We start from the raw sequence: 12285 nt of genomic DNA, 5'->3' as shown, positions 1-12285 counted from the left end.
CATGTTCGTGTGTCCCAAGTGCGGATTTTCGGCGGATAGCGCCGGGTTTTGCACGGAAGACGGCACCGTCCTCGTTTATGAGAGTGACCCGCTGATCGGAACGCTGGTGGGCAGCTACCGGATCACGAAAGTGGCCGGTCGGGGCGGCATGGGCGTGGTGTACCTCGCGGTGCAGCCGAGCATCGGCAGCCGTGTCGCCCTCAAGGTGCTCAGCGTCAGCCACGCGGAGAGCCCCGTGTTGGTAGAACGCTTCTTCGCCGAGGCGCGCGCCGTCAACGTGATCCGCCACGAGGCCATCGTCAACGTGCTGGATCTCGCGCTGCTGCCCGACGGGCGTCCGTACATCGTGATGGAGTTCCTGGAGGGCGCGCCGCTCTCGGGTCACATCAGCGAGCGCGGCGCCCTCCCGCTGGGCACGTTCACGACCCTCGCCGTGGAAGCGTTGGATGCGCTGTCCGCGGCGCACCAGCACGGCATCGTCCATCGTGATCTGAAGCCGGACAACGTGTTCGTCACCAGCCGCGGTCGCGTCAAGCTGCTGGATTTCGGCATTGCCAAGCTCAAGCCGGAGCTCGGTGCGGGAGATGTCGCCACTCGCACCGGGTCGCTCCTGGGAACCCCGCAGTACATGTCGCCGGAGCAAGCCCGCGGCCTCCCGGCAGACGCCCGCAGCGACATCTATTCCTTCGGCGTGGTGCTGTACGAGGCCGTCACGGGCAGTCGACCCTTCGAGGCGGACTCGCTGTTCGAGATCCTGCGCCACCACATCGAGGTGCGACCCGAGCCGCCCACGCGCCTCGCGCCAACCCTGCCCCCGGCATACGAGCAGGTGATCCTTCGCGCTCTCGAGAAGGACCCGGCGCTTCGCTTCCAGAGCGCTGCGGAGCTGGCCCACGCTCTTCAAGAAGTGGCCCGCTACCTGCCGGAGCAGAGCTACGAGCCGCTGTCCATTCATCCGAGCTCGGCAGAGCCCGTGCGCCCCACGCCCCGCGCGTCCTTCACGCCGCCCACGGCGCCCGGCACCTTCGTCACCACGGCGCCGGCTTCGAAGTCGCGGCTGCCGCTGATATTGGGCGCTGCGCTGGCCCTGGCGCTGGTGCTGGTGCTGGGCCTCGTGGTCGTGGGTGCGTTCGGCATCGGACTTTGGAGCGGCACGCGAGGCAGCGCCGCTTCCGCGTCTGCGACGACCACCTCTACGGGATCGACCATGCGGATGTACAGCGACACCGTGGACGGCGACGTTCGCCACTTCGATCCCGTCGCTCGCATCGAGTACGCACAGAAGCTCGCCGCCAAGTTCATCCCGGATGCGGAGCTGGCGGTGATCAGCGTCGTCGAGCCGAGGGAGAACGGCACCGTGGATCTGGGATCCAACACGGCCACCGTCTCCTACACCTTTCGCTCCAAAGAACGCATCCAGGCGCCCTGCATGGTGAGCGTCTCCGCCGTTGCGGGAAGCGTCTACGTCACCGAGCTTGCGACGGGGCCCTGCACGTTGGGTGCCGCAGGGAAGCCGAGCTGCAGCGTCGGCCAGGTATTGGAGAAAGCGGCCCTGCCTGCGACGGGCAAGACCACGGCGACCTTCGCCGCCACTCCGGCGGGAGGCAGCTGGTCCGTGGCCCGCGGGCAGGGGAACAAGGTGGTTCCCGATGACTGTGGAGCAATGTAGATCCAAGACATGGCCGACAAGCGCTTTCGCCTGTTCGTGTACGGCACCTACCTCAGAGGGCAGCCGAATCACGAGCTCCTGACGGACGCGAAGTCCCTCGGCCCCGCGAAGACGCAGCCGAAGTACACCTTGGTGGAGCTGAACACGTTGGCGGGGCTCTTGGAGGGGGGCAACACGGAGGTCTTCGGCGAGCTCTACGAGCTGAGCTACGAAACCCTGTCGCGTTGCGACAAGCACTCGGATCACCCTGCACGCTTTCACCGGGGGACGGTGGAGTTGGCGGATGGCTCGGAGGCCGAAGCCTATTTGGTTTTTGCCGATCAGGCGCGGGCACGGCGCCGCTTGCGTCACGGCGATTGGCGTCGCCGTTTCGCCCCCGCGCGCGAACGACCCAAGAGCGCCTGGGCACGTCGCGGCAGGTAGGACACTGTAGGTGACACCTTCGTGACGGTGTCGCACGCCGGCAGCGGGCGAGCTACGCTCGTGACGATGGGCAAGGTGCTGCTCTGGACCGTTGCGGCGGGGCTCTTGGGCGCGTGCGCCGCGAGCGCGTCCGGAGGTGGGGGCGGTGCTGGTGGAGGGGTCGCGAACGACGCCGGCGGGCAGAGCGGCACCGGGGGTGGCGGGATTGGCGGCACGGGGGGCGCTTTGATCAACGAAGCCGGTTTGGACGCGCCACCTTCGGACGCTCCGTTCAATCCGGACGCCGCCTGCGCGACGGTGACCGAGAAGGCGACACCGGAGCTGCTTCCCGTCGACATCATCTGGGTGGTCGACAACTCCGTGAGCATGCAGCCGGCCATCGACGAAGTGACGAAGGGGCTGAACGCCTTCGCCAACCTGATCGCCGGCAAGAGCCTGGACTACCGGGTGATCATGCTGAGCTACCGCACCAAGACGAATCCCGTGGTGGTGGGCGGCTCGAACCGCTACGGCGTCTGCATTCCACCGCCCCTGGCGGGGGACGCGAACTGCGGCAACGGTCCGCGGTATTTCCAGTCCAGCATCGACATTCGCAGCACGCAGCCGCTGGAGCAGTTCTTGGGGACGCTGGGCCAGACGGCGGGCTACGCCGACGGGGAAGCGAAAGGCGGAGAGCCTTGGAAGGACCAGCTGCGCGCCGCGGCCACCAAGACCATCGTGGTGGTGAGCGACGACAACTCGCGCCTGTTGCCCACGGACTTCGAGAACTTCACCGGCGGGAAGGACCCGTTCAACTCCACCACGCTGCCGCCGGGCATCCTGGACGCGTCCTGGGGCGGCCTGTTCGACGGTTACGTGTTCAGCGGCTTGTACGGCTGGGGCTCGGACTCTGACCCCAACGTGAAGTGCCAGTATTCCGGCGGCAGCTCACCTCCGAGCTCCGGACCCACGTACACCACTTTGGTACAGAAGACCGGAGGCGTGCGCGCTCAGATCTGCGCGGGGGCCAGCGCCTGGGCGCCGTTCTTCGATGCCGTGGCTCAGGCCGTGAGCCAGAACACCAAGCTGACCTGTGAGCTCGCACTGCCCACGCCCAGCAGCGGCACGCTCGACCCCAAGAAGGTGAACGTGGGCATCGTCGGTGGCGCCACCACCACCACGCTGTTCAAGGTGACGGGGGCCAGCGCCTGCGACCAGAACGGCGGCTGGTACTACGACGACGAGCAGAACCCGACGAAGGTCGTGCTGTGCCCGAGCTCCTGCGACTTCGCGGAGCAGGCGGGCGTGAAGACCGGCAACGTGGAGATAGCGGTGCAGTTCGGCTGCACCACGATCGTGAAGTGAACTGCTAATCGCGGTGAATGCTCGCGGAGCGAAGCCGCGCCACGGTGAGATAGGGGGAGACCGCGGCGGCGCAGGAGTGCAGCACGTCCGCGGAGTGCACCAGCATGTCCTCCAGCGTGATGATCCCCACCGGGCGATTGGCGGCGTCCACCACGGGCAGCCGCCGCACGCGACCGCGGCCCAGCGTCTTGGCGAGCTCCCGGAGGGACACCTGATCCACGCGCGCAGTCATCGGCTGGCGGGTCATCACCTGCTTCACTCGCAGCTCTTCTGCCTTCTCGTTCGGCGCCAGGATGTTGAGCACCAGATCACGTCCGGTGAGGATCCCGGTCAGCTTGCCGTCGCCGTCCACGACCAGCAGACATCCAGTTTCGGTCTCCTTCATCAAGCGAGCGGCCGCCAAGGCCGATTCGGTTTCCTTGATGGTGATGACCGACTTGTTCACCGCCGAGTGCATGGACCATGAATGACAGATGTTCGGGTCGAAGGTGACTCGATGCACTGTGCCTCCATGATTTCGAGCAGTGAGGGGCGTACCGCGGTGTACGAACGAGACCTACCTTCATCGCTGAATGTCGGAACACAGCCACGGGTTCTTCGCTGTCGCCTTCGAAGACGCGCTGCCGCCCAAGGAGCTCGGTCTGCTCTTCCCCGAAGCCAAGGGGCCGCCGCACGAACGTAGAGCGGCATTGTACCAGGGTGAGGTGTTCGCCTTCGCCTTCGGAGCCGTGGTGTTTCGTGATGTTCCACGGGAGCATCGGGACGCGGAGCTGCGCCGCCTGAGCACACTCCGTCCTTCGCTGACGAAGCACCTCGATTGCGAAGAGCTGGTCGTTCGTGAGGTGGCGGGCGCCGTCAGCGCCATGCAGGGGGGCGTGCTCACCGTGGACCGGCTGACGCCGGCGCGGGCAGGCATCGTGGCCCTGACCGTGGCTCAGAGCGCGGCGATGGAATACTACGAGCGGGTCATCGAGCAGTTGTTCGAGCGCACGCGGGCGGAAGTCGCGCGGCTCGAACAGCGCGGCACGATGTCCCTCAGCACCCGCCGATTGCATCGCTTCATGGCGGAGGCGGTCAGCACGCGCACGGACGTGATCTCCGTGCTGCACCTGCTGGACAAGCCGGACGCGACTTGGGACGACCCGGAGATGGATCGCATCTACGACGACCTGCGCGACGAGTTCGATCTCTCGGATCGCTACGCGGCGCTCGAGGCCAAGCTCGGGAGCGTGCAGGAAACCCTGGGCCTGGTGCTGGACATCGCGCGGGACCGCCGATTGGTTCTGTTGGAAGCCGCCATCGTGGGGCTGATCGTGATCGAGATCGGCCTCAGCTTGGTGCAGCTGAAATGATGGCGGCCGCTCGCCCCGAAGGGTGAGCGGCCGCGATCGCACGGGCGAAGAGCCTCAGGAAGACTTCTTCACCACGTCCACGACGCTCTGCACGCTGGCCGCGCTCTTCTCGAGCATGGCCTTCTCTTCCGCGGTGAGCTCTGCCTGGACGATCTTCTCCACGCCGCCGGCACCGATGACGACCGGCACGCCCATGTACATGTCCTTGTAGCCGTACTCGCCTTCCAAGTAGGCGGCACAGGGCATGAGCCGCTTCTGGTCGTAGAGGTAGGCTTCCGCCATGGCCACCGCGGCCGCCGCCGGCGCGTAGAAGGCACTGGTGCCCATCAGGCCCACGATTTCGCCGCCGCCCTTGCGGGTGCGGGCCACGATTGCGTCCAGCTTTTCCTTGTCGATCAGCTGCTGCAGGGGCACGCCGTTGACGGTGCAGTAGGAGAGCAGCGGCACCATGTCGTCTCCATGGCCGCCGAGCACCATGGAGCGCACGTCCTTCACGCTCACGCCCAGCTCTCGCGCCAGGAACAGGTTGAAACGAGCGCTGTCCAGCATGCCGGCCATGCCCACGACCTCTGCGCCGGGCTTGCCGGTGCGGCGCTTGAACTCGTACACCATGGCGTCCAGCGGGTTGCTGATCACGATGGTGAACGCCTTGGGGCAGTGCTTCTTGGCGTTGTCCGCGACGTCACGAATGATCGGCAGGTTGGTGCCCACCAGGTCGTCACGGCTCTGACCCGGCTTACGGGGAATGCCGGCCGTGATGATGAGCACGTCGGCGCCGGCGAGGTCTGCCCAGTTGCTGCTGCCGGTGACCTTCCCATCCGCGCCGGAGACGGAGCTGGATTGCTCGAGGTCCAGCGCCTTGCCCTGCGCGAACTTCTCTTTCGCCGGAATGTCGAACAGCACCACGTCGCCGAGTTGCTTGGTCAAGCACAGGTTGGCGAGCTCGCCGCCGATGTTGCCCGCGCCGATGAGACCGATCTTCCTTCGTGCCATTGGAAAAACCTTTCTGTCTCTGGGCGCTCGGGCCGCGCTCGGCGCCCAACATCCGTTGTGCCTCACCCCTCGGGTGGCAGCGCCACGGGAGGAGAAAAAGCGCCAGGGAAGTAGATCAACGCAGGGCGGGCGGCAACCGGCGCGCTGAGGGATCGCAGTAGCAGCGGAAAGCGGAGCACCGCGCGCACAGGCTGCGCGATTTCGTCACCTTGAAGCGGTTGCCGAACGCGGGCCAGGGTGGTAGCCGCCAAGGCCGGGAGTGGTGCTTGGTGCCCCCAAGAAAGGACTTGTCATGAACTCACGCATGCCGAGATGGTCGACTGCCCTGGCGGCGGTCGTGTTCTGTTCAGCTCAGCTCGTTGCTTGCGGAAGCGACGACAGCAATGGCGGCGGAGGCTCGGGAGGCTCGGGCGCCACTGGTGGCTTCGGCGGAGTGGGCGGAACGGGCGGCTTCGGTGGAGGTACCGGAGCCACCGGCGGCAGCGGAGGTACGGGCGCTACGGGTGGTAGCGGTGGCACCGGCGCGACCGGCGGCACGGGCGGCGTCGCCGGAAGCGGCGGCGTGGCGGGCGCGGCCGGTAGCGGTGGTGCTGCGGGCGCGGCCGGTAGCGGCGGCGCGGCCGGTGCGGCCGGTGCGGCGGGCTCTACAGGCGCGTCGCCTTCGGTGTACTTCCAGGGCGACTTCGCCACCAACGGTACCTACAACGTTGGTGCCGTCAGCTACCCCGGTGGTGCTCAGACGCTGACCCTGGCAGGAATGGGTGGTGACGGCATCGATGGGCTCGCGGTGTCCGCGGATGGCTCCAAGATCGCGGTGGCCGGCACGGACACCGCCACGGATCCGGCGAAGCTCATCATCTACGACGCTTCAGGCAACAATGGTGTGACCGTGGCCACTGCCCCGGCCGTGGGGCGCGTCATCAGCAATCCCGTCTTCTCGAAGGACGGAAACTGGGTGGGCTTCACCGGCAGTTTGGAGACCGCTGACGGTGGCCAGAACCTCTACGTCGTGCCGGTTACCGGCACTTCGACGCCAAAACTGTTGAGCCCAGCATCCACCGCTGCAGCACAGGGCGTGAGCCATCTGGCGTGGGCAGCAGACAACAAGACGATCGCCTACACCGGGGATCTGGTGACGGACAACGTGTTCGGCCTGTGGACCGTGGACTCCTCCGCGACGACGCCGGCGCCCGTGGAGATCGTTACCCAGGCGGAGCTCGGAGCGAACGGGGACGTGGGCTCGACGCTCGCCTTCGATTCCGCCGACAAGCTGTACTTCACCAGCAACTTTGGCGGCCTCTACCGACTCTACTCGGTGAACAAGGACGGCAGCAGTCGCGCACAGGTTGGTGGTACGAACCTCACCAACGGCGGCGGTGAGGCGGCCATCGGAGTTTTTGCGATGTCGCCGTCCGGTACCAAGATCGCGTTCTCCGCGGACGCGCCTACTGCGAATCTGGGTGAGGTCTACGTCCTGTCTCTGACTGGGGCGGCAACCGCTCAGCTCGTCTCGGCGATGCAGAGCGGAGCGCCCAGTGGGACCAATGGCCCCAACATCTTCGAGACTTCACCCCTCGTATGGAGTCCTGACGAGAGTATGCTGGCGACGGTCGCGGATTGGATCGTGAACAGCGGAGACGGGGACAACGACTACTCGGTCTTCGTGTTGCCTACCTCCGGCACCGCCGGCGGCGTGCGCATCTTCGACTCGCCGGGCAACAACCAGGACGCGAACGACGTACAGTTCTCGTCCGACTCCAAGCGCCTGTTCGTCCGCGGCGACCTCGCCGTGAACAACGACACGGAGCTGTATTCGACGACGGATCTCACGACGGCGGATCAGACGGCGTCGTCTCTCGTCGACCAGGGCGTCGTCAGCGGCGGAGACATCTTCAACATCGTCGCCGTGCCGTGAAACGCTGGCTCGCCCGCGCCGCAATCGCCTCGGCGTTGCGGCGCGGGTGGCGCCATGGCACGCGCCGGGGGTGGAAATTCGTCTGGAAGACGCCGTAGAGGTCGTGGCCGGGCGCGACAACGCGCCCATCGTCATCACCTGCGAGCATGCCTCCGAGCGACTACCGGAGCCGTGGGAGTGGCCGATGGCGGATCGCTGGCTCGTGGGCACCCACTGGGCCTACGACATCGGTGCTTCGGACCTGGCACGGGAGCTGGGGGATGCCCTGGGCGCCCCTGCCGTGCTGGCGCGCTTCAGCCGTCTGCTGGTGGATCCCAACCGCCCGATGGACTCCGACACGCTGTTCCGGAGCCAAGCGGAAGGCCACCTCGTGGAAATGAACCGCGCGCTGTCGCCTTCGGATCGTGCCGAGCGCCTCGAGCGGCTGTACGCCCCGTACCACGCCGCCGTGGATCGCATCGTGGGCGAGACGCCGAAGGCGTCCATCGTGGCGGTGCACACCTTCACGCCGGTGTACGAAGGTGAGCCGCGCACCTTGGAAGTGGGCGTGCTCTACGACCAAGACGAGAAGCTCGCCCTGAAGATGAAAGCCGCCATCGAGGCCCAGGGCCTACTGGTGGGCCTCAACGAGCCCTACTCCGGCAAGGCCGGCATGATGTACTCGCCGGATCTGCACGCCCGCGCCCACGGCCGCCGCACCGCGGAGCTGGAGGTGCGCCAGGATCTCGCCGTGGAAGCCACCGTCCGCCAGAAGCTCGTCGCCGCGCTCCACACCGTGTTCGGTTAGAGCGCGACGAGACCTGACGCAGGGCGGAAGGCGCGTACATCGGATCCCTCCCCCACTACGCAAAGAGCGTGCCCGACGTGATGGGCGCGAAATTCGAGCTGACCTTGCCGAGCTGTGCCAACGCGTGTGCCAGAGCTGGCCAGCGCCGTTGGCAACGCGACGGGGTTCGCGCCGAGCCAACATCCAAATGCCAAGGGTGTTGGTTCGGCGCGCTGCCCGTCGCGAGGAGGTCGGCGAGAGTGCGGCGCGCTGCCCGTCGCGAGGAGGTGCGCGAAGGTACGCTACGGTGCGACGCTGACCGGCTGGGACTGCTCGCCGCGAGCGCGGGCCTCGATCACGAACTCCGGCGCTTCTTGGATCACGCGCTTCACGGTGCACTTTGCGGCGACGCGCTCGAGGGCGGGGACGTACTTCGCGGGGAAGCTCGGGGGGACGGAAATCTGGATGCCCACCTTGGTGAGGCGATGGGTTTCCGGATCGAATTCGTGGTGCTGCGACAGCTCGATGCCGTCCGTCGGGATCGAGCGCGCTTGGCAGAACCCGAGCACGTACACGCCGGCGCAGGTGGCCAGCGACGCGAGGAACAGCTCGAAAGGCTCGGCCTCGCTGCCCTCGCCCCCGTGCTCCGGGCTCTGGTCGGTGTGCACGACGCGACCACCGAAGTGGGCGTCGACGCGTTTTCCCCCGGGAAAGCTGATGCGAATATCCATGACCTCGTCCTTCGGGCTGGGCCCGTCACTGAAGACAGAGCCCCGAACTTCCGCAAAGGATTCGCGGAAGACCCTTCGAGAGGCAAACCGCGGAGCGCACGCCCTTGATGGACGTCAGGTTCGGCTACCAGGTGACGGCCTGCCTGCCGCGCACGAAGCGCCACAAGCCCGCGACCGCGGCGGCGTTCAGCACCACGAAGGTGCGCGCGAGCCCCCCCAGGCGACCCGCCCGACCGCCGAGGGCCGCCAGAACGTAGAACGCAAGCTGGGCCAGCAGCAGCGTACGCCAGAAGCCCAGCGCCCAGCCGGGAGCGCCGGCCGCGAAGGACAGCACGGCCGACAGCAGCAGTAGGCCGACGAGCGCCCAAGGGCAGGCCAGTCGCGCGAGCTTGTGGGACACCAGGGGCAGCCACGCGCGGGTGCGCCAGGGCAAGAGCAGCTCTGGCATCAACGCCACCAGCTGGAAGTTGCCCGCCAAGGTGCGCACCTTGCGGGGGAACTCGCGTTCGTCGTCGGCGGCTTCGTCGTACGCGCGGGCGGTGTCCTCGAACACGATGCGCTTGCCGCCGAGGGCGATGCGAAGCGGAACGTACATGTCGTCCAGGATCACGTCCGCCGGTAGCACCGGGATCTCCGTGCGGCGCACGGCGTAGAGCGCGCCGCTCACGCCCACCATGCTGCCGAGCTTGCTCTCCGAGCTGCGGATGAAGCGCTCGTAGCGCCAGTACATGCCCGCCCCCGTGGCTCCCGCCAGCTCGAGGTTCCCGGAGACGCAGCCCACGCTGGGATCTGCCAGCTGCCGCACCAGCGCTCGCACGGCTCCGGGCGACAGAGGCTGTCGTACGTCCGTGAGCACCAATACGTCGCCCCAGGCCGCCTGCGCCAAGCGATTCACCGCGGTGGGTTTGCCCAGGCGGCGCGAGCTCTCGATCACCGTGACCAGCTCCGAGCGCCGGGCGACGCGCGCGCTGTCGTCCCGGGAGCCGTCGGAGTACACCAGCACTTGGAGCTTCTCTTTCGGGTATTCCAGCGCGTCGATGCTGGCGAGCTTGGCGGGCAGGTAGGCCGCGCCGTCGTGTACGGGAATGCACACGCTCACGGAGGGCTCGAATTCCGCCGGGGCGCTCGGCTTCGGCCACAGGCGTGCCAGGAGCGCCACCAAGAGCGGATAGCCGAGGTAGGTGTAGAGCACGAGGGCGAAGAGCAGGATGGCCAGGTACGTCATCGGGACAACGCTCCGGAGAGGGCGCCGGCTCGGGCGAGGCGGCGGCTGAGCACGCATTCGGAGCACAGGGCCAGGTAGCGCTGGGTCATGCGCTCGGCGTCGTGGCGCTCGTGGACGAGGGCACGCCCGGCTTTCGCCATGGCGCGAGCTTTTGGCGGGTCTTGTTGGAGCGCCGCGAGCCCCGTCGCGAAGCGGACGACATCCCCGGCGGGGACCAACAGCCCGGTACGGCCGTCGTGGATCAGATCGGAAACGCCGCCCACCTGCGTCGCGATCACGGGCAGCTCGCTGGCCAGCGCTTCGAGCAGCACCAGGGGCAACCCCTCGCTGTCGGAGGACAGCGCGAACACGTCGAAGGCCGCGAGCACGCGGGCCACGTCATCGCGTCGCCCGGTGAGCACGACGCGGGAACCGGCGGCGCGTTCGAGGTCCGGGCGGAGCGGTCCGTCACCCACCAGCACCAGGGTGGCGTCGAGCTCGCGCATGGCGTCGAGCAGCAGGCGCTGGTTCTTCTCCGGCGACAGACGCCCGACGCTGCCCACTACCCACGCGCGCGACGGAATGCCGAGCTCTCGACGCACGCTGTTTCGCGCTTCCGGGTCGCGGCCGAAGGGCGACACATCGATGCCATTTTCCACGACGAAGATGCGTGACGCGACGCCCTCGCCATGGCGCCGAGCGAGATCCGCGAGGGCCGGCGTGACGGCGACGAAGGCGTCCGCACGCCGCCCGGCGTGGCGCCGGAGCCAGCGCCGGCGCCCGGCGTCGGGATTCCGGCCGTGTTTGCTGTGCACCAGCGCCGCCCGGGCGAGGGAGGCGGCCGGCGCGCCGTACACCAACGCCTGTGGATTGTGAGTGTGGACCACGTCCGCGCCGTGCGCGACGCGGGCGATGCGAAGCGGCAAGGTGGGGTCGAGGCGCGCGCGCTTTGGAAGCACGTGCGTCACGACTCCGGCCCGCGCGAAGCGCTCTTCCAGGGGGCCGGGGGCGAAGGCGACTCCGACGACGCGATGACCGCGCAGGGCCTCACGTCGCGCGAGCTCGAGGGCAACCTGCTCCTGCCCGCCGAGACCGAAGGACGAGAGCACGTGGACCACGAACATGGCTAGCGCCCCAATCCCCGCAGCATGACCCAGGGCGTCTTGACGATGATGCCGAGCTCCATCGGCAGGTAGCTCGAGAGCCGCTCGAGGGACGCGACGTAGGCCACGTCGAACAAGAGCTTCATGCGCATGTCGTCGGCGAGAGCGCCCGCAGCCTGCGACAGATGCAGAGGATTCACCAGGGTGCTCTCGAAAGCCGCCACCTCACTGCTCGGCGGGGCGTGGCCGGCGTAGCCCAGATTCACCTGCGCGAAGCCGGTGATGCCCGGCTTGCAGTCGTGCAGGCGCTCCTCGAAGTAGGGAATGGCCAGGGCTAGGTTTTCGAGCAGCTCGGGTCGTTCCGGGCGTGGGCCGACCAGGCTCATTTCGCCCCGGAGCACGTGCCAGAGCTGGGGCAGCTCGTCGAGGCGGGTCTTGCGCAGGAGCTTGCCCAGGCGGGTGACGCGCGGGTCGTCTGCTTCCGCCAAGACCACGCCCGTGTCGCGCTCGGCGTCGACCCGCATGGTGCGGAACTTGAGCATGTCGAGCTCGCGGAACGTCAACCGGCCGTGCGCGTCTCGTGACCTCACCGCGATCACGCGGCGCTGTCGGTGGAACACGGGGCCGGGAGACTCGAGCACGATTGCGATGGCCACGAGAGGGAACAGCCAGGCGGAGAGCGCGAGGCCGGTGACGGCGAATCCGAGATCGATGCTGCGCTTGACGACTCTGACCGAAAGCGGAATCCTTCGTTCGTGACGAGCGAGCGTCACGTGCTGCGGATG

Annotated in this window: 12 protein-coding genes; 6 read left to right on the top strand and 6 right to left on the bottom strand. The window is 67.6% G+C overall.

The features are described 5' to 3' along the window. The first annotated feature begins 1 nt into the window (after position 1). Genes H6717_39350 through H6717_39340 form a run of 3 tightly spaced genes read left to right on the top strand, consistent with a single transcriptional unit; the run spans position 2 to position 3436 of the window. The gene (locus H6717_39350; GenBank protein MCB9583161.1) at positions 2 to 1669 is read left to right on the top strand and encodes a serine/threonine protein kinase; all 1668 of its coding nucleotides are present in this window, start codon (positions 2 to 4) and stop codon (positions 1667 to 1669) included. A gap of 9 nt (positions 1670 to 1678) precedes the next feature. Beyond that, positions 1679 to 2092, top strand: a complete 414-nt coding sequence (locus H6717_39345) for a gamma-glutamylcyclotransferase (protein ID MCB9583160.1) — start codon at positions 1679 to 1681, stop codon at positions 2090 to 2092. Between the two features lie 21 nt (positions 2093 to 2113). Continuing rightward, positions 2114 to 3436 carry a hypothetical protein gene (locus tag H6717_39340; GenBank protein ID MCB9583159.1) on the top strand — a complete coding sequence of 441 codons (1323 nt, stop codon included), beginning with the start codon at positions 2114 to 2116 and terminating at the stop codon, positions 3434 to 3436. A gap of 4 nt (positions 3437 to 3440) precedes the next feature. On the opposite strand, the gene H6717_39335 is transcribed toward H6717_39340, so the two are convergent. Further along, positions 3441 to 3938, bottom strand: a complete 498-nt coding sequence (locus H6717_39335; protein MCB9583158.1) for a CBS domain-containing protein — start codon at positions 3936 to 3938, stop codon at positions 3441 to 3443. A gap of 70 nt (positions 3939 to 4008) precedes the next feature. Between H6717_39335 and H6717_39330 the strand changes: the two genes are divergently transcribed. Next, the gene (locus H6717_39330; protein MCB9583157.1) at positions 4009 to 4788 is read left to right on the top strand and encodes an RMD1 family protein; all 780 of its coding nucleotides are present in this window, start codon (positions 4009 to 4011) and stop codon (positions 4786 to 4788) included. Positions 4789 to 4842: 54 nt separating this feature from the next. Here the strand turns inward: H6717_39330 and mdh are convergent, their stop codons facing one another. After that, on the bottom strand, positions 4843 to 5781 hold the full coding sequence (gene mdh, locus H6717_39325; GenBank protein MCB9583156.1) for a malate dehydrogenase: 939 nt from the start codon (positions 5779 to 5781) through the stop codon (positions 4843 to 4845). 292 nt (positions 5782 to 6073) lie between these two features. Between mdh and H6717_39320 the strand changes: the two genes are divergently transcribed. Then, positions 6074 to 7696 (top strand): hypothetical protein, encoded by a 1623-nt coding sequence (locus H6717_39320; GenBank protein ID MCB9583155.1) that lies wholly within the window; start codon positions 6074 to 6076, stop codon positions 7694 to 7696. Between the two features lie 70 nt (positions 7697 to 7766). Beyond that, a complete protein-coding gene (locus H6717_39315) occupies positions 7767 to 8483 on the top strand; it encodes an N-formylglutamate amidohydrolase (GenBank protein ID MCB9583154.1) in 717 nt (238 codons plus the stop codon). Between the two features lie 281 nt (positions 8484 to 8764). On the opposite strand, the gene H6717_39310 is transcribed toward H6717_39315, so the two are convergent. From H6717_39310 to H6717_39295, 4 genes are all read right to left on the bottom strand, one after another. Then, on the bottom strand, positions 8765 to 9193 hold the full coding sequence (locus H6717_39310; protein MCB9583153.1) for an OsmC family protein: 429 nt from the start codon (positions 9191 to 9193) through the stop codon (positions 8765 to 8767). A gap of 124 nt (positions 9194 to 9317) precedes the next feature. Continuing rightward, entirely contained in the window at positions 9318 to 10418 is a 1101-nt protein-coding gene (locus H6717_39305) for a glycosyltransferase family 2 protein (protein ID MCB9583152.1), read from the bottom strand. After that, positions 10415 to 11521 carry a glycosyltransferase gene (locus H6717_39300; GenBank protein ID MCB9583151.1) on the bottom strand — a complete coding sequence of 369 codons (1107 nt, stop codon included), beginning with the start codon at positions 11519 to 11521 and terminating at the stop codon, positions 10415 to 10417. Before H6717_39300 ends, H6717_39305 begins: the two co-directional genes overlap by 4 nt. Positions 11522 to 11523: 2 nt before the next feature. Beyond that, positions 11524 to 12246, bottom strand: a complete 723-nt coding sequence (locus H6717_39295) for a sugar transferase (GenBank protein MCB9583150.1) — start codon at positions 12244 to 12246, stop codon at positions 11524 to 11526. Positions 12247 to 12285 lie beyond the last annotated feature (39 nt).

Source organism: Polyangiaceae bacterium, assembly GCA_020633235.1.
Lineage (GTDB): Bacteria > Myxococcota_A > Polyangia > Polyangiales > Polyangiaceae > JACKEA01.
The sequence above is the reverse complement of the archived record's forward strand: the minus strand, read 5'-3'. Positions and strand labels throughout refer to the sequence as shown.